This is a genomic window from Ruegeria sp. L12, from assembly GCF_056531745.1.
Map to the genome: position 1 here is coordinate 265,480 of NZ_JBQFMH010000002.1, position 17,319 is coordinate 282,798.

A 17,319-nucleotide genomic window follows, 5' to 3' on the forward strand; every position below is an offset into this window, starting at 1 on the left:
TGACGGAGCGTTAGTCCGCGTCGGCACGGTGAGCGTGTGTTGCCAAATTGTTACGATTTTCCGACCAGACATTCAGGAAGATGCCCGAGAAAATGACCATTGCGCCCAGCAGTGTCCATTTGTCCAGCGGTTCCTGATAGAGGATCATGCCAACAATCGCGATGGTTGGCAGACGTGCGAAATCGAACGGGACAACCACCGTGGCAGGAGCTATGGCCAGCGCGTTGGTGATACAGTAATGCGCCAGCAATCCGGCCAATCCGATCAGCAGCAGAAACGGGGCAGTGCCAAGTGAAGGCAGGGTGATGTCTCCGTCCAGCCCCGAGGCGACAAGGCCAAGGACCGCCTGCATGACCGTCAGCCAGAACATGATACAACCGATACTGGCGATGCGCGTCAGGGATTTGGTCGAGATTGTTGTCAGTGCAAAGAAAATCGCGCTCAGTGCCGCCGCGATTACGCCGGGACTGATCGAGGCCGCGCCCGGGCGCGCCACGATGAGGATGCCAGCGAATCCGATCAGGGCGGCGGTCAGGCGAATTGCGGTCAGACGTTCCCCCAAGAGCAGTGGCGACAGCAGGATGACCCAGATCGGGTTGGTGAACTCCAGCGCGAAAACCTGAGCCAAAGGGATAACCGTAACTGCATAAAACCAGAGGTTCTGCCCGGTGAAATGCAGCACGTTTCGCATGCCGTGCAATCCCAGCCGCTTGGTCGTGACCTGATGCCAGCTTCGGGTGAGCGACAGCACCAGCGCGACAACGCAGATGCCGACGAGGCTGCGGTAGAACATGATCTCGAACGTATCGTGCGTCACGCTCAACTCGCGGCCCGCAACCGCCATGGATGAGAACGAGGCAATCGCGCCCGTCATCCAGAGGGCGGCTTTGCAGATCTGAGTTTTGCTCTCATCCATTGATCAATTGCTCTGCCGGGGGTGCAACGCGCTGACTAAAGGGCGTTTTGTGAGGGATTGCAAAACAAAAAAGCCGGGTTGTGACCCGGCTTTTCGTTCATTCCCACTCGATGGTTCCGGGTGGTTTTGAGGTGATGTCGTAAGTGCATCGGTTGATGCCCTTGACCTCGTTGATGATGCGGGTGGCGGTCTCGCCCAGAAATTCGTGGCTGAACGGGTAGTAATCCGCCGTCATGCCATCGACCGAGGTCACCGCGCGCAGGGCGCAGGCATAGTCATATGTCCGCCCATCGCCCATCACGCCGACGGTGCGCACGGGCAGGATGGCCACGAAGGCCTGCCAGATCTCGTCATAAAGACCGTGCTTGCGAATCTGGTCGATATAGATCGCATCCGCCTCGCGCAGAATCTCAAGCTTTTCGCGCGTGATTTCGCCTGGGCAGCGGATGGCCAGGCCGGGTCCGGGGAAGGGGTGGCGACCGATAAAGCTTTGCGGCAGGCCCAGTTCACGGCCCAGGGCGCGCACTTCGTCCTTGAACAGTTCGCGCAGTGGTTCAACCAGTTTGAGGCCCATCTTTTCAGGCAGGCCACCGACATTGTGGTGGGATTTGATGGTCACCGAAGGGCCGCCCGAGAACGAGACAGATTCGATGACATCCGGGTACAGTGTACCCTGCGCCAGAAACTCGGCACCGTCGATGGTGTCGGCATGTTTCTGGAACACGTCGATGAACAGCTTGCCGATGATCTTGCGCTTGGTTTCCGGGTCGCTTTGCCCGTCCAACTCGCCCAGGAACAGGTCGCTTTCATCTGCATGGATCAACTGGATATTGTAGTTGTCGCGGAACATGCCAACGACCTCGGCGGCTTCGTTCTTGCGCAGCAAGCCGTGGTCGACAAACACGCAGGTCAGCTGATCGCCAATGGCCTCGTGGATCAGGATCGCCGCGACCGAGCTGTCGACGCCGCCCGAAAGGCCGCAAATAACCTTCTTGTCCCCGACCTGCTCGCGAATTTTGCGGATCATCTCTTCGCGATAGGCACCCATGGTCCAGTCGCCGGTGAAACCCGCCAGTCTGACAAAGTTCTCATACAGTTTGGCGCCCTTGGGTGTGTGATGCACTTCGGGGTGGAACTGCACGGCATAGAAATGACGTGCGGGATCGGCGGTGATCGCAAAGGGGGCGTTCGGTGAGGTGCCAAACACCTCGAAGCCCGGGGCGATTTCGCTGACATGGTCACCATGGCTCATCCAGACCTGCTCATCGCCGTCCGCGAACCAACCATCAAGGATATCGAGCTTGCTTTGCGGGGTCACGAAGGCGCGGCCAAATTCGGCGGTGCCATGTCCGCTTTCGACCTTGCCACCCAACTGGTGCATCATCACCTGCTGGCCATAGCAGATGCCCAGGATCGGAACGCCGTAATCAAAGATCTCTTGCGGGGCGCGGGGCGATCCTTCGCGCGTGACACTGTCCGGCCCGCCCGAGAAAATCACGGCCTTGGGGGCCATTTCCCGGACAAAGTCCATCGTCACGCTTTGATAAGGGTGGATTTCGCAATAGACGTTCAGCTCGCGCAGGCGACGGGCGATCAGCTGGGTTACCTGGCTGCCGAAGTCGATGATCAGAAGGCGGTCGTGGGTGTCTTGGGTCATGACTGGCTATTAGGTCGCAAGCCTTGCTTGTGCAAGCGCAATGACGTCAATTGAGCAAGGAGGCTGACATATGACGACCACAAAGCTCAGGACTGCCGAAACCGGCGACGCCAAAGCGATACGGGCCTGTATCGCAGACGCCTATGCACCGGCCATGCGTGACATCACCGATCTGCCCGATGTAACGAGCGGGGTCGCCGAAGAGATTGCGGCGCATCAGGTTGTTGTTGCTGAAGAAGGTGGGCGTCTTTTGGGCGTCATTGTCTTTGATCAGCAGGCGGATGCGATGATGATTTTCAACCTTGCGGTTTCGCCAGAGGCGCAGGGCAAGGGCGTCGCGCGACAGTTGCTTGCAATCGCGGAGCTCAGGGCGGCTGAGGCGGGTCTTTCGATTCTCCGTTTGCGGACTCATCGGCTGATGCGTGCGACACGTGCGATGTATACGCATCTGGGCTGGCATGAGGTCCAAACCTCGGGAAATTCCGTCGTGATGCAGAAAAAAGTGACGTAGGGGCCGAACTCAACAGGATCGAGATCAGCGGCGGTTCATGTCGCTTTTACCCCTATTGCGCCGTAAACTACCTGCGGCGGTGATTGCCGTTCATGTAACTAATTTACCAAACCAACCAATCACGGGATTTTCTCAATGGCAGAGGCAAACACCCGGCGCAGGGCACGGGGTGGCGGTGGTGCCGCCCGTCGGGCCGAGCGCACGGCGGTCAAGATCGAAACCGCGAAATACATCGAACGCAACATCCCCAATTTCGAGGTTCTCAACGAAGAAGCGTTGCAGATCATCGAAGCCAACGCAGAGACCATATTGGCCGAAGTTGGGGTCAACTTTGTCGACAATCCGGCTGCGCTGGAACGTTGGAAAGATGCCGGTGCCGATGTCGAGGGAGAGCGTGTGCGACTGCCGCGCGGTCTGGCGCGTGAATTGATCAAAACCGCCCCCAGCGAGTTCACCCAGCACGCCCGCAACCCCGAGAAATCGGTGGTCATCGGCGGTCGCAATATGGTTCTGGCCCCGGTCTATGGCCCACCGTTCGTGCGCGATGCGCAAGGCGGTCGCCGCTACGCGACCATGGACGATTTCAACAAATTCGTGAAGCTGGCCTACATGTCCAAATGGCTGCACCATTCGGGCGGCACCGTTTGCGAGCCGACCGATATCCCGGTGAACAAACGCCATCTGGATATGCTGATGGCGCATATGACCCTGTCGGACAAACCGTTCATGGGTTCGGTCACCGATCCCAGCCGCGCGCAGGATTCGGTCGAGATGTGCGAGATTCTGTTCGGCAAGGAGTTCGTGCAGAACAACACCGTGATGACCTCGCTGACCAACATCAACTCGCCGATGACCTTCGACGATGTGATGATGGGCTCGCTCGAAGTTTATGCCGCCAATAACCAGGCCTGCATCATCTCACCCTTCATCGTGGGCGGCGCGATGGCTCCGGTTTCGGTGGCAGGCACGCTGACGCAGGTTCTGGCCGAGGTTATGGCAGGCGTGGCATACAGCCAGATCATCCGCCCGGGCGCTCCGGCGATCTTCGGTGCCTTCGTGTCGTCGATCGACATGAACTCGGGCGCGCCGACATTCGGCACCCCCGAGGCGTCGCACGTGACCTATGGCGCAGGCCAGTTGGCGCGGCGGCTGGGGCTGCCGTTCCGTTCGGCTGGGTCGTTCTGCGGCTCGAAACTGCCGGACGCGCAGGCCGCTTATGAGACTGCGAATTCGCTGAATATGGGGCTGATGTCGGGCGTGAACTTCATGCTGCATTCCTGCGGCTGGCTCGAAGGTGGTTTGGTGGCGGATTTCGAGAAATTCGTCATGGATGCCGACCAGTTAGGTGTTCTGCACGGATTGGCGAAAGGCGTGGCCTATGACGAGAACGCCCAGGCGATGGACGCCATCCGCGAAGTCGGACCTGGCGGTCACTATCTGGGATGTGACCATACGCAGGCGAACTTCAAAGAGGCGTTCTGGAAGACCGACCTGCTGGATTACAAGCCGTTCGAAACCTGGGAAGAAGAGGGCGCCCGCGATACACGGACGCTGGCTTCGGCGCGGGTTGAGCACTTGCTGGCCAACTACCAGCAGCCGCAGATCGATCCCGACGTGAAGGCCGCTCTGGACGCATATGTGGCCGAGAAAAAGGCATCGATGCCCGACGCCTTTACCTGATCACGGATAGCGCGCGGCGCGGCTGGCCTGATACAGCTGCGCCTCGCCAATCACGGCGATCAAAACATCCAGATGACGCACCAGCGAATAGGCTGCGTCATCTTCTTGTCTTTGCTGGTCAATTTCACGTTCCAGTTCCATCAGCCTGATCAGGGCTGACCCTGTTCCCGGTATCGATCCATAGCCCAGGACTCGCTGCAGGTGCCGATCCCGATTATAGTCCTTCGCGCCGATTTTTGCCGCACGGGTCAGCAGGCGCGGACGGCGCAGCGTTGCGATCATGGTCATCAGGTCCTGCATCAGGGCAATCCTTCATTTTTGTTCCGATGCCAAAAATGTTACACAACCTAAGCGGGTGTTGCCTTGCTGTCGCTCACTCCGAACTATGGTTTCACGACTGTTTATCTTTTTGAATCAATTCTGCTCGGTGCCGTCTGTGGTTAACGAACGAGTAACGAAAGCGACTCTAGTTAGATTTGGTTAACTAAGAATCCGACGGCGAAAACTGTCAGTCTGCTTTGTCGACGAGGGCATAGAAATATGGAAAACAGCGTGGCTTTCACCGTACCGGCATGGGTCCCAGAAGGGGCGCAACGATATCTGGATCATACCGAGGCGGGCCGCTCGATCCGGGATATCGCGCGCGCTGCGGGATGCCATGCCTCGACCATTTTGCGGCAGATACGCCGGGTCGAGATGCGTCGCGATGATCCGCTGGTTGACGCCGCGCTGCAATCGTTGGCACAGGATCATTTCGCCCAGAACGGGCAAAACGCACCAATCTATGCGACCGATAATTCGCACGATGAGGTCGAAGATCATGTGTTCGAACGCGAAGCCCTGCGGGTTCTGCGCCGCCTGTGTGAATCCGGCTCGGTGCTGGCGGTTGCCGAGGATATGGACAAGGCCGTTGTGGTGCGGGACAACGGCGAAGGTGGCACCACCCGAACTGCCGTGGTGGATTGCAAGATCGCTCAGGCGCTGGCGCTGAAGGACTGGATATCCTGCGACAATCCCGGACGCATTTCGCGGTACCGGATCACGACTGCAGGACGTTCCGCACTCAGCCACTTGCTGGCCGAGGCCGAGAATGAAGCACGTGCGCAGAATGAGTTCGGCATGGCCGAGGCGCAAACCCCGTTTCAGGTGTTCGGTGCAAAAGCAAGGCCGAAGACTATCGTGCGGGCGCGGTACAGCACTGCCGAAAGCCCATTGGTTGCCCTAGCGCGCAGGCGGGACCGGGACGGCAGGCCGTTTCTGGACGAAACTCTTGTCGCCGCTGGAGAGCGTTTGCGCGAAGATTTCGAACTGTCGCAGATCGGACCTCAGGTCACGCAGAACTGGGATCGTTTCCTGACTGGCGGCGGCCGCGGGGATTTCGTGGCGGATGCGCAGATCGGGCAGGGCCCGTCCGGCGCGCGGGATCGTGTGGCACGGGCGCTTTCGGACCTTGGTCCGGGGCTCAGCGATGTCGCATTACGTTGCTGTTGCTATCTTGAGGGGCTGGAACTGGCAGAAAAGCGCATGGGCTGGTCGGCGCGGTCGGGCAAAATTGTGCTGCGGATCGCGCTGCAACGACTCAAGCGGCACTATGAAGAGCAGACCGAGCGTGATCGAATGATTGGCTGATATATCCATCTTGTGGATCTGGCGGTAAGTGATAGTCAAAGGTTATGAATTTCACATTCCGCCAATTGCAGTATTTCCGCGCTGTTGCCGAGCAGCGAAACTTTGGCCGCGCGGCGCAGGTCTGCCATGTCTCGCAGCCTGCGTTATCGGTTCAGATCAAGGCGCTGGAAGAAGCCATGGGCGGGCCGCTGTTTGAACGGCAGGCCCGCGATATTCTGCTGACGCCATTGGGGCGGGATATTCTGGATCGCGCGGATCAGGTCTTGAAAGCGGCTGATCGCTTGGACCGGTTCGCCCGAGACCACTCTGGCGGGCATCGGTCCCTGTCGATTGGCATGATCCCGACCGTGGCGCCCTATCTGTTGCCCGGGGTGCTGGCCGGATTGCGCTCGGGCGATGTTTCATTGCGGGTTCAGATCCGTGAAGCCCGAACAGAGCGTTTGCTGACGATGCTGCGTGGGGGTGAGATCGACGCAGCGGTGCTGGCATTGCCTGCCGGGGGCGCTGACCTGTACGAAGAGCCGTTGTTCGAAGATCGTTTTTTGCTGGCGGGCAGTCAGACCCGGCTCAGCCGTCTGACCGTCAGCCCCGAAGCCTTGCGCCCGCTGGACCTGCAGGCGGCGCAATTGATGCTGCTGGAAGACGGCCACTGTCTGACCGATCAGGCGCTTGAGGTTTGCGGTCAGGACCGGACCAGTGGGCATATCAACATGGGGGCCTCGTCGCTGGCTACGTTGTCACGTTTGGTGGCCGAGGGGTTTGGTCTGACCCTGATACCGGAACTGGCAGCAAAGGCTGAGGCGGACGCAGTGCCCGGTCTGCGATTGTTGCGGTTCGCCGCACCGCAACCGGCGCGGACAGTCGGGCTGGTGCGGCGTCTGTCGACCGGCAGCGAGGACTGGTTCGATCGCCTAGCTGAGGTGATCCGGCAGGTCGGGCAGGATGTCGTCGCCCAGACCCGCGCCTGACGAAAAAGGCCCGCCGGTTGGGCGGGCCTTGTCTTGTGTTTCAGGATCGGATCAGGCCAGCGCGGGCTCGCGCGCCTCATCCAGATGTTTCATCAGGTTTTCGGGCGACGATACGCCATAGGGATCTTCGGGGCAGTTATCCATCAGGCCGGGCTCTTCGAACCATGCCTCGACCACGCCATCATTGACGATGGCCGCATAGCGCCACGAGCGCATGCCGAAACCCAGATTGTCTTTGTCGACCAACATGCCCATTTTGCGCGTGAACTCGCCCGAGCCATCCGGGATCACGTTAACGTTCTGCAGACCCTGATCGGCGGCCCATTTGTTCATGACAAAGCTGTCATTTACCGACATGCAATAGATCGCATCGATGCCTTTGGCGGTGAAATCGGCAAAACCGTTCTCAAAACCCGGCAACTGATAGGTCGAGCAGGTGGGGGTAAATGCACCCGGCAGCGAGAACAGGATGACGCGCTTGCCTGCGAAGTAATCAGCAGTGGTTTTGTCTTCCCAACGGAACGGGTTCGGGCCCTCGATTGCGGCGTCACGAACGCGGGTGTGGAAGGTCACGTCAGGCAGTTTTGCACCGGTTTTCATCATCAAACTCCTGTGATTCACATTGATTTGAGGCGAGGGTTAAAACGATTCTAAAACGGCTTCAACAATAGATATGCTGCAAGTGCCAAATATCTGAAATGCGGGTAACTGCTTTGGCAGTAAACTAGAAAATACTGAAATCGCGTCTGATTTTCTGCGTTTGCGCGGTAGAGGTGCATAGCGGCTATGCGTCGCTGGCCTAACCAGTTCAGTCGGTTTATGTTAGGCGCAAAGCGAATTGACCCGAAGTCAGGAAAGCCAGCCGTGCGTGATCTGAAAATTCCCGAGCAAAGACACCCTGAAAAAGCGCATCGCCCGGACAATGCGGCCCCCCGCAAACCCAAATGGATTCGCGTCAAGGCGCCCGGCGGCGAAGGCTATGCCGAAACCCACAAGATCATGCGCGACAACAATCTGGTCACCGTCTGCGAAGAAGCGGGATGCCCCAATGTCGGCGAATGCTGGAGCCAGGGCCACGCTACCATGATGATCATGGGCGAGATCTGTACCCGCGGCTGTACCTTCTGTAACATTGCAACTGGTCGACCCGATGAGTTGGACGCGTTTGAGCCTGGGCGTGTCGCCCATGCTGTGCAGAAGCTGGGGCTGAACCACGTTGTAATCACATCGGTTGACCGCGATGACCTTGAAGATGGCGGAGCCGAGCATTTTGCGCAGACCATCCGCGCGGTGCGGCATCGATCACCCAAGACGACAATTGAAATTCTGACCCCGGATTTCCTCAAATGTGATCCTTCGGTTCTGGAGGTTGTCGTCGAAGCAAAGCCGGATGTGTTCAATCACAACCTCGAAACGGTTCCGGGGCTGTATCCGCAGGTGCGCCCGGGCGCACGCTATTTCCACTCGCTGCGCCTGTTGCAGCGTGTGAAGGAAATGGATCCGTCGATCTTCACCAAATCGGGCATCATGGTCGGCTTGGGCGAAGACGAACAGCAGGTGCGTCAGGTCATGGATGACATGCGCGCGGCGGATATCGATTTCCTGACGATTGGCCAATATCTGCAGCCGACGCCGAAGCACCATGGCATTGACCGCTTTGTCACCCCGGAAGAGTTTGCGGCTTATGAAAAAGCAGCCTTCGGCAAGGGTTTCCTGATGGTATCGGCCACGCCGCTGACACGGTCTTCCTACCACGCGGGAGATGACTTTGCGCGTCTGCGTGAAGCGCGTCAGCAGAAGCTGGGGCAAGGGTGAGCCCCGAGCTTCAGAACTGGCTTATCGAAAAGCGCCATGAGTTGCATCAGGTGCCCGAGGTTTCAGGTGACGAACGTGGAACAGCTGCCAGCATCGCCAATATGCTGCAGGCCTGCGGACCCGATGCGGTTCTGACCGATATCGGCGGCTACGGGGTCGCCGCAATCTATGACAGTGGACAGCCCGGTCCGACAGTTGGCATCCGGTGCGAGCTGGACGGGTTGCCGATTCAGGAAATCTCGGACGCCCCATATGCGTCGCAATACCCCGGCAAGGGGCATCTGTGCGGGCATGACGGTCATATGGCGATGGTGCTGGGCGTGGCTTTCGTGCTGGGTGAAACGCGTCACGCGCGCGGAAGAGTGGTTCTGATTTTTCAGCCAGCCGAAGAAACCGGGCAGGGGGCCCGCGCCTTTCGCAGCGATGCGAAGTTCGCCGACATCGCACCGGATTATATATTCGCGCTGCACAACCTGCCGGGTCTCGAACTTGGAACGGTCGAGATTTGTAGCGGCCCGGCCAACTGCGCCTCGCGCGGGATGCGCGTCGCGCTGACGGGCAAGACGTCTCACGCGGCGGCACCTCAGGATGGGCTGTCTCCTGCACAGGCGATTTCAGAGCTGTTGCCGGCGCTTGCGGCGCTTGGTGCGGGCGGGGCATTGGATGAAAATTATGCGCTGACAACGGTGACGCACGCCCGGCTTGGCGAAGCAACGTTCGGCGTCACCCCCGGTCAGGCCGAGCTATGGGTGACGCTGCGCACGGTTTCGGATGAGCGGATGGATCGTCTGATCGACGAGGCCGAGCGATTGGTTCACGCGGTTGCGCAGGAACAGGGCCTGGCTGTGGAAATCACCTATGACGACATATTCGAGGCCTGCACCAACGATTCAGAGGCCGCACATATTCTATCAGACGCCTGCGATTTTCAGAGCGTTTGGCACAGGCTGGCCAAAGAACCGCAGAGATTTTCAGAGGATTTCGGGCAGTTCGGCAAAAGCGCAAAGTCGGCGATGTTCTGGTTGGGTGCCGGGGTGGATCAGCCACAACTGCACAATCCAGACTATGATTTTCCCGACGCGCTGATTCCTGTGGGCACTGGTATTTTCCTGGCTGCGATTGAACGGGCCCTTACGGCCTGAGCTTTCTCGGTTCGCTTCCCGCCCAGTCCGGCCACCAGCCCATAAATTCTATGCCTGCAATCAACAGGCATATCAAGATGGCACCAAAAACCAGCTTCACGCGCCTCTCGGACGGCGGATTGCGCGCCCATAGGGTCATGCGAAGGAAGTGGCGCAGGTTCATTTGTATCGCTATTCGACGAACCGAACCTTGCCGATAAAGGGCAGGTTGCGGTTGCGTTGGGCGTAATCGATGCCATAGCCCACAACAAATTCGTCCGGAATCTCGAATCCGATCCAGTCGGATCGGAAATCCACTTCGCGGCGGCTGGGTTTGTCCAGCAGCGCGATGGATTTCAATCGCGCGGGTTTGCGGCTTTGCAGCAGCTTGGTGACGTGGTTCAGCGTATGGCCGGTATCGACAATATCCTCGACCACCAGCACATCGCGCCCTTCAATTGCGCCGCGCAAGTCTTTGAGAATACGCACTTCCCGGCTGCTCTCCATTGAATCTCCATACGAGGATGCCTCGAGAAAATCGACCTCGATCGGCAGATCAAGCTCGCGCACAAGGTCTGCGATGAACACGAAACTACCGCGCAAAAGGCCCACGACAATCAGCTTGTCGGTGCCACCGAATTCCCTGGTGATCTCTCGGCACAGCGCCTCGATCCGCGCGGCTATGGCCTTGGCCGAGATCATCTCATCTATCACATATGCGCGGTCGCTCATCGCTGCCCCCTTGATCTTTGGCGCGCAACATACGAAATCACGCGCCATTGTCACCAGTTAATCCCGGATATCATGCCAACCCATTCCGAAACCCGACCGCTGCCTTACACCGCTCAGCAAATGTACGACCTGGTCGCGGATGTGGCGAAGTACCCCGAGTTTCTGCCCTGGTGTGCCGCGGCCCGCATCCGCCGCAACTATGCCGCGGGGGAAGGCAAGGTGATGGAGGCTGATCTGGTGATTTCGTTCAAAGTGTTCCGTGAACGTTTTGGCAGCCGGGTCACATTGTTCGATGCGCATAAACGGATCGATACCGAATATCTGGACGGTCCGTTCAAATATATGCGGTCGGACTGGGAGTTCGAGGATACGGATGAAGGGTGCAACGTTTCGTTTCATGTCGATTTCGAATTCAAGAACGCTGTGCTGCAGGGCATTATCGGCGTTGTGTTCAACGAAGCCATGCACCGGATCGTGCGTGCATTTGAACAGCGCGCCGCGAACCTCTACGGCTGAGGCTTTACGACCCGCCAGCGCGCGCTAGACTGCGTGGCATGAGCAACCTGACCTCCTCGCTTGCCGAATTCGCCGCAGGCCCCGTTTCGACCACGCAACAGGCGCGTATCGTGACTTCTCTGTCCGTTCTGGACTGGATTGCGGTCGGACGCGCGGGGGCCGAGGAACCGGTCTCGCAGATTGTCCGTCAGATGGTGCTGTCCGAAGGCGGGATGGAGCAGGCCCGCCTGTTCGGCGGAGGCGCCGCGCCTTTGCGCGCTGCAGCGCTGGCGAATGGCACCATTTCCCACGCGCTGGATTATGACGACACCCATTTCGCCCATATCGGCCATCCTTCGGTTGCGGTGTTGCCTGCGGCGCTGGCCATCGCGGCGTGGGAGGATCGCCCTCTGGTCGATTTCCTCGAGGCTGCGCTGATCGGCATGGAAACCTCGATCCGTGTCGGGCTGTGGTTGGGGCGCGGGCATTATCAGGCAGGGTTTCACCAGACAGCAACCGCCGGAGCCTTCGGGGCCGCCGTTGCTGCCGGGCGCATCATGGGTTTTGACGCGCCGCAGATGTCTGCGTTGCTGGGTCTGACCGCGACCCGGGCATCGGGCCTTAAGGCGCAGTTTGGAACGATGGGAAAGCCTTACAATGCTGGTATCGCAGCATCGAACGGGGTGGAACCTGCGTTGCTGATCCGCAATGGATTTCTGCCAAACGCAAATGCCCTTGAGGGCGCTTATGGCTTTGGCACCATCCATCTAGGGGCTGACGATGCTGACACAGCTTTGCAGGGCCAAGGTGACGAATGGCTGTTCGAGACCGTTAGCCACAAGTTCCATGCTTGCTGCCATGGCCTGCACGCCGCGTTAGAGGCGGCTCGCGACCTTGATATCGCCGAACCGGAAGTCGCTGAGATCAAAGTCAAAACCCACCCCAGATGGATGAGTGTCTGCAACCAACCAGAGCCCTCAACGGGGCTCGGGGCCAAATTCTCGTATCGTACCGTTCTGGCGATGCAATCGCTTGGCTATGATACGGCATTGCCGGGCAGCTATTCCGACAAAATCTGCGCCGACCCGCGCCTGCAATCCCTGCGCGACCGGATCACGGTAGAGGCAGATGGCAGCCTGTCCGAAACTCAGGCCCGTCTGTCGCTGCTCCGCCGCGATGGCGCGCGGCTTGAGGCAACACATGATCTGCTGGCCCCGATGTCTCTGTCAGATCGCGAGGATCGTGTGCGGGGCAAGGCGTCGAAATTGATCGGCGGAGATGAGGCTGACGCCATCTGGTCCATGCTGCGCACCGGTGGGCGCGCAGCGGATCTGGCCGACAGACTGGACGATTAAACCACGCGCCAGTGCAGTGGAAAGCCCGGATCGAACACGGTCACGGGCCCATCGCCGGTTTCAATCTTGGACGGGTAGGCGACCGGTTCACCCTTGGTCAGAGTGATCGTCTCATCGTTGACGGGCAGGCCATAGAACGCCGGGCCATTCAGGGAAACAAACCCTTCCAGCTTGTCCAGCGCACCCTCGCGCTCGAACATCTCTGCCACCAGCGACATTGTGTTGGTCGCGGTAAAGCACCCCGCACAGCCACAGGCCATTTCCTTGTTGTCATCGGTGTGCGGCGCGCTGTCGGTGCCCAGGAAATACCGCTTGTCGCCCGAGGTGGCCGCAGCCAGAAGCGCCAGGCGATGCTCCTCGCGCTTGGCGACGGGCAGGCAGTAGTAATGCGGTTTGATCCCGCCGACCAGGATGTGGTTGCGGTTGATGATCAGGTGATGCGCCGTAATCGTCGCGCCAAGGTCGGTGTCGTTGGCTTTGACATAATCCACCCCGTTTGCGGTGGTGATATGCTCCATCACCACCCGCAGACCCGGTGTCGCTTTGCGGATCGGGTCCAGCACGCGGTCGATGAAAACGGCCTCGCGGTCGAAGATATCGATCTCTGAATCGGTCACTTCTCCGTGAACACACAGGGGCAGGCCGATCTCGGCCATCCGCTCCAGCACCGGGCGCACCTTGTCGAAATCGCGCACACCCGAGGCGGAGTTTGTAGTCGCCCCCGCCGGATACAGTTTCACCGCCTTGATCAAACCGCTGGCATGGGCGGCGGCAACGTCGTCGGCATCCGTGTCCTCGGTCAGATACAAGGTCATCAGCGGCTCGAACGACATGCCGTCGGGCAGGGCGGCCATGATGCGATCACGATAGGCCGCGGCCTGATCGCCGCGCACAACCGGTGGCATGAGGTTCGGCATGATGATCGCGCGGGCAAAATGACGCGCGGTTTCGGGCAGGACGGCCTGCAACATGGCGCCATCGCGCAGGTGCAGGTGCCAGTCGTCGGGACGGCGGATCGTGAGGGTATCGGTCATGGCCTCCGGCTAGCACAGCCGGTTCAGAGGGAAAAGCCTTGTCAACCAACCAGATCGTCGTAAATCCCGAAAAAGCCCTGGTCTTGACGCGCGCCCGTTGCCATGACCTGTTGGGCGCAGCGATTGAGGGGGTCACATGACGCAACCAAATTCCATCGACGCGGTGCAGGAAACTCTGGGCGCTCAGGGTTATGTCTGTGGGCGCGCTCTGGCGACTGTCGTGTTTCTGTCGCTGAAACTCGGACGCCCCCTGTTTCTGGAAGGCGAGGCCGGCGTCGGCAAGACCGAGATTGCCAAGGCGCTTGCCGCAGGTTTGAACCGCCGCCTGATCCGTTTGCAATGCTATGAGGGCCTCGACGCTTCCTCGGCGGTCTACGAATGGAACTTTCCAGCGCAGATGGTGGCAATCCGTACGGCGGAAGCCTCGGGCGGCGCCGATCGCGCGGCGCTGCAGACCGAACTTTTCTCGGACGATTACCTGATCGAGCGACCCTTGCTGCAGGCGATGCGCCCTGATGAAAATGGCGCTCCTGTCCTGCTAATCGACGAATTGGACCGGACCGATGAGCCGTTCGAGGCCTTCCTGCTCGAAGCGCTCAGTGACTTTCAGGTCACCATCCCGGAACTCGGCACCGTTAAGGCGCCCGAACCACCTATCGTCATCCTGACCTCGAACCGAACGCGCGAGGTGCATGACGCATTGAAACGCCGCTGCCTCTATCACTGGGTCGACTACCCCGATTTCAACCGCGAAATCGAAATTCTCCACGCCCGCGCGCCCGAGGCTGCCGAGACGCTCAGCCGCGAGGTGGTCGCGTTCGTCCAGCGCTTGCGCACCGAAGACCTGTTCAAGAAACCGGGTGTGGCAGAAACCATCGACTGGGCCAAATGCCTGCTGGCGCTGGATGTGATCAACCTCAGCCCCGAAGTGATCGGCGATACGCTGGGCGCGATCCTGAAATATCAGGACGACATCCAGAAACTGCAGGGGTCCGAGGCCAAACGCCTTCTCGACGAAGCCAAGGCAGAATTAGTAAATTCATGAATTTTTTAGGTGATCAAGCTATCTCAAGGGCAACGAGAACCACAGGTCGTGCTTGCTGGTTTTCTTCGGTGTTGCTGTTTGCTTATTCTTCAGATTGGATAGCGGTAACCACCGGGCAAATTGGTCCGTTGATCTTTGTGCCTGAGCGTTTGGGAAGTGCGCTAGTGATCTTTGCTATGTTCTCCTGTGTCGCTCATACGATCCAATGGTATGGTGATATGCAGTCATTCAAAGGGTGGAACATTGCAGGCAGAAAGGTCGTAGGTCTTCAATACATTGCTGATAAAACATCGAAATCGAGGCTTGAGGCCTTTGGTCGGGATCTTGACCGGCTGTACGAATATGATCCCGCCGACCCATCCAATTTGAGTCGTGTTCGTGGAGCTTTTGATAGCTTGGCGGGATACATACCAGACTTTCAGAAGAGTTTGCGCGACTTCGGACGATTTGCTGTGTTCTACTGCTATGTCTGGCACCTAGCACTCCCGGTTACCGCCACCATAATCGCGTCGCTTGTTTTTTGCTGGTATAACAACCAATCCTGACAATGGCCGAACAACTCCCCCTCGACATCCCCGACAACCCCAAGCTTGCGCAGAACATCACCCATTTCGCCCGGGCTCTGCGCAAGGCGGGCCTGCCCATCGGCACGGGCCGCGTGGTGGATGCGATCCGTGCGGTGCAAGCGGCAGGGTTTACCAAGAAACAGGATTTCTACTGGACCCTACACGCCTGTTTCGTGAACCGCCCGGAACACCGTACGGTTTTTGCTCAGGTGTTCCGGCTCTACTGGCGCGACCCGCGCTATATGGAACACATGATGGCCATGATGCTGCCCGCCATTCGCGGCGTGCAGGAGGAACGCAAGGCGGATGCCGGTGAAAAACGCGCCGCCGAAGCGCTGCTTGATGGCGTCGAACGGGATCAGCCCGAATTGCCCGAACAGGAGGGCGAGACCGAGATCGAGATTGATGCCACCCAGACTGCCTCGTCCGAGGAACGTCTGCGCAATCTGGACTTCGAACAGATGAACACAGAAGAAATGGCGCAGGCCAAGCATCTGCTGGCGCGATTGTCCCTGCCGGTCAAACCCATTGCATCGCGCCGCGCGCAGGCCAGCCATTTGGGCCATCGGATCGACCGGGCGCGCACGTTGCGCGCGGCCATGCGTCAGGGCGGAGAACTGCACGAGATCGCCTTACGCAAACCCAAACCGCGCTGGCCGAACCTTGTGGCGCTGTGTGATATTTCGGGATCGATGAGCCAGTACAGCCGTGTGATTCTGCATTTCCTGCACACGGTTTCGAACGCCAAGGGGGCGGGGTGGGCCAAGGTGCACGCTTTTACCTTCGGCACACGCCTTACCAATATCACCCGACATCTGCATCAGCGCGATGTCGATGCAGCGCTGGCTGCCGCCGGGGCTGAGGCGCAGGATTGGGAAGGCGGCACGCGGATCGGAGAGTGTCTGCATCAGTTCAACCGCGACTGGTCTCGCCGGGTGATGGGGCAGGGCGCCGTTGTGCTGCTGATCACCGATGGGTTGGAACGCGGTGAACCTGATCAGCTAGAGAAAGAGGTCGAGCGTCTCCACCTGTCTTCAAAACGTCTGATCTGGCTGAACCCGTTGCTGCGCTGGGACGGGTTCGCCCCCAAGGCGCAGGGGGTCAGGACCATGTTGCCTCATGTCGACAGCTTCCGCGCCGGGCATTCGATCGCCTCGCTGGAAGATCTGGCCAACGTGATCTCTGCGCCCGACGACCAAGGGCAGAAAGCACGGCTGATGGCCGCGCTTTCCGAAGGGTGATTACGAGAGCTGTTCTTTGTTGCATTTACGCGCCATTTCCATGGCTTTGTAGGTGCCGGTCAGATCGACGGTGAAGGCAAACTCTTTTTCGGGGAACACCACCATGACCTTCTTCTTTGCCAGATCATCGGCGAATTGCGGATCATCCGACAGGACGTAACCGCCGGAATAGCCCTTGGTGATATTGCCTTTCATACCCGTGGCCTCGCCAACATAGATGTTGTCACCAATCAGAATGGCGACGCCCTCTTTCTCGCCGCGCTTGATGTTGGTTTCGGCTTTGGTGAAGACGCCAACATAACCCACGCCGCGGTCCTCGGTCAGACCCATCTGCACCACGTTCTCGGCATCATCGACGGTCTCGATCAGGCAGGACTTCTTCTCCTGATCGATAAATACCTTCCAGCCCTCGACTTCTCCGTATTTCAGAAATGTCTCAGCCCAACCGGCGCTGGCTGTGGTCAGGCCAATAATGGCGCCCAGTGTAAGAATGCGTTTCAACTCTCTGTCTCCGCTTTGAAAATGAAGGGGGATGTTCCGGGTTCAGCCCGGGA

Annotated in this window: 18 protein-coding genes; 11 read left to right on the top strand and 7 right to left on the bottom strand. The window is 59.1% G+C overall.

Translation table 11 applies throughout. The features are described 5' to 3' along the window. Positions 1-10: 10 nt before the first annotated feature. Complete coding sequence (locus tag ACR0K9_RS04230; RefSeq protein WP_480821030.1) at positions 11-916, bottom strand: DMT family transporter; 906 nt, start codon at positions 914-916, stop codon at positions 11-13. Positions 917-1,013: 97 nt separating this feature from the next. Further along, the gene (gene guaA, locus ACR0K9_RS04235; protein ID WP_480821032.1) at positions 1,014-2,573 is read right to left on the bottom strand and encodes a glutamine-hydrolyzing GMP synthase; all 1,560 of its coding nucleotides are present in this window, start codon (positions 2,571-2,573) and stop codon (positions 1,014-1,016) included. A 70-nt stretch (positions 2,574-2,643) separates the two neighbouring features. Between guaA and ACR0K9_RS04240 the strand changes: the two genes are divergently transcribed. Together ACR0K9_RS04240 and ACR0K9_RS04245 are read left to right on the top strand one after the other, a co-directional pair. Next, complete coding sequence (locus ACR0K9_RS04240) at positions 2,644-3,084, top strand: GNAT family N-acetyltransferase (RefSeq protein ID WP_480821034.1); 441 nt, start codon at positions 2,644-2,646, stop codon at positions 3,082-3,084. Positions 3,085-3,219: 135 nt separating this feature from the next. Next, positions 3,220-4,764: a trimethylamine methyltransferase family protein gene (locus ACR0K9_RS04245; protein WP_480532719.1), complete on the top strand. Its 1,545-nt coding sequence runs from the start codon at positions 3,220-3,222 to the stop codon at positions 4,762-4,764. On the opposite strand, the gene ACR0K9_RS04250 is transcribed toward ACR0K9_RS04245, so the two are convergent. After that, on the bottom strand, positions 4,765-5,064 hold the full coding sequence (locus tag ACR0K9_RS04250) for a DUF6477 family protein (RefSeq protein ID WP_480532717.1): 300 nt from the start codon (positions 5,062-5,064) through the stop codon (positions 4,765-4,767). It abuts the gene before it with no gap. Between the two features lie 240 nt (positions 5,065-5,304). Between ACR0K9_RS04250 and ACR0K9_RS04255 the strand changes: the two genes are divergently transcribed. Together ACR0K9_RS04255 and ACR0K9_RS04260 are read left to right on the top strand one after the other, a co-directional pair. Then, on the top strand, positions 5,305-6,393 hold the full coding sequence (locus tag ACR0K9_RS04255) for a DUF6456 domain-containing protein (protein ID WP_480821036.1): 1,089 nt from the start codon (positions 5,305-5,307) through the stop codon (positions 6,391-6,393). 44 nt (positions 6,394-6,437) lie between these two features. Beyond that, positions 6,438-7,361, top strand: coding sequence for a hydrogen peroxide-inducible genes activator (locus ACR0K9_RS04260; RefSeq protein WP_480821038.1), 924 nt, complete (start codon positions 6,438-6,440; stop codon positions 7,359-7,361). 51 nt (positions 7,362-7,412) lie between these two features. Here ACR0K9_RS04260 and ACR0K9_RS04265 read toward each other — a convergent pair whose 3' ends face one another. Next, a complete protein-coding gene (locus ACR0K9_RS04265; protein ID WP_480821040.1) occupies positions 7,413-7,961 on the bottom strand; it encodes a redoxin family protein in 549 nt (182 codons plus the stop codon). 264 nt (positions 7,962-8,225) lie between these two features. On the opposite strand from ACR0K9_RS04265, the gene lipA reads away from it, so the two are divergent. Together lipA and ACR0K9_RS04275 are read left to right on the top strand one after the other, a co-directional pair. Next, positions 8,226-9,176, top strand: a complete 951-nt coding sequence (lipA, locus tag ACR0K9_RS04270; protein WP_480532709.1) for a lipoyl synthase — start codon at positions 8,226-8,228, stop codon at positions 9,174-9,176. Continuing rightward, positions 9,173-10,318, top strand: coding sequence for an amidohydrolase (locus ACR0K9_RS04275; protein WP_480821042.1), 1,146 nt, complete (start codon positions 9,173-9,175; stop codon positions 10,316-10,318). Before lipA ends, ACR0K9_RS04275 begins: the two co-directional genes overlap by 4 nt. A gap of 171 nt (positions 10,319-10,489) precedes the next feature. Here the strand turns inward: ACR0K9_RS04275 and hpt are convergent, their stop codons facing one another. Beyond that, complete coding sequence (hpt, locus tag ACR0K9_RS04280) at positions 10,490-11,029, bottom strand: hypoxanthine phosphoribosyltransferase (protein ID WP_480821044.1); 540 nt, start codon at positions 11,027-11,029, stop codon at positions 10,490-10,492. 72 nt (positions 11,030-11,101) lie between these two features. Between hpt and ACR0K9_RS04285 the strand changes: the two genes are divergently transcribed. Both ACR0K9_RS04285 and ACR0K9_RS04290 read left to right on the top strand, forming a co-directional pair. Continuing rightward, on the top strand, positions 11,102-11,545 hold the full coding sequence (locus ACR0K9_RS04285) for a type II toxin-antitoxin system RatA family toxin (RefSeq protein WP_480821046.1): 444 nt from the start codon (positions 11,102-11,104) through the stop codon (positions 11,543-11,545). A gap of 38 nt (positions 11,546-11,583) precedes the next feature. After that, the gene (locus tag ACR0K9_RS04290; RefSeq protein ID WP_480821048.1) at positions 11,584-12,879 is read left to right on the top strand and encodes an MmgE/PrpD family protein; all 1,296 of its coding nucleotides are present in this window, start codon (positions 11,584-11,586) and stop codon (positions 12,877-12,879) included. Here the strand turns inward: ACR0K9_RS04290 and pyrC are convergent. Continuing rightward, positions 12,876-13,913, bottom strand: coding sequence for a dihydroorotase (gene pyrC / locus ACR0K9_RS04295; protein WP_480532699.1), 1,038 nt, complete (start codon positions 13,911-13,913; stop codon positions 12,876-12,878). The two genes, ACR0K9_RS04290 and pyrC, sit on opposite strands and share 4 nt — an antisense overlap. 136 nt (positions 13,914-14,049) lie before the next feature. Here pyrC and ACR0K9_RS04300 point away from each other — a divergent pair, with 136 nt between their 5' ends. From ACR0K9_RS04300 to ACR0K9_RS04310, 3 genes are read left to right on the top strand one after another with little or no spacing between them, the layout of a single operon-like run. Next, a complete protein-coding gene (locus ACR0K9_RS04300; RefSeq protein ID WP_480821050.1) occupies positions 14,050-14,958 on the top strand; it encodes an AAA family ATPase in 909 nt (302 codons plus the stop codon). Next, positions 14,955-15,503, top strand: a complete 549-nt coding sequence (locus tag ACR0K9_RS04305) for a hypothetical protein (protein ID WP_480821052.1) — start codon at positions 14,955-14,957, stop codon at positions 15,501-15,503. The genes ACR0K9_RS04300 and ACR0K9_RS04305 overlap by 4 nt, the downstream gene beginning before the upstream one ends. A 2-nt stretch (positions 15,504-15,505) precedes the next feature. Further along, positions 15,506-16,765 (top strand): vWA domain-containing protein, encoded by a 1,260-nt coding sequence (locus ACR0K9_RS04310; RefSeq protein ID WP_480821054.1) that lies wholly within the window; start codon positions 15,506-15,508, stop codon positions 16,763-16,765. On the opposite strand, the gene ACR0K9_RS04315 is transcribed toward ACR0K9_RS04310, so the two are convergent. Next, on the bottom strand, positions 16,766-17,266 hold the full coding sequence (locus tag ACR0K9_RS04315) for a hypothetical protein (protein ID WP_480821056.1): 501 nt from the start codon (positions 17,264-17,266) through the stop codon (positions 16,766-16,768). It abuts the gene before it with no gap. Positions 17,267-17,319 lie beyond the last annotated feature (53 nt).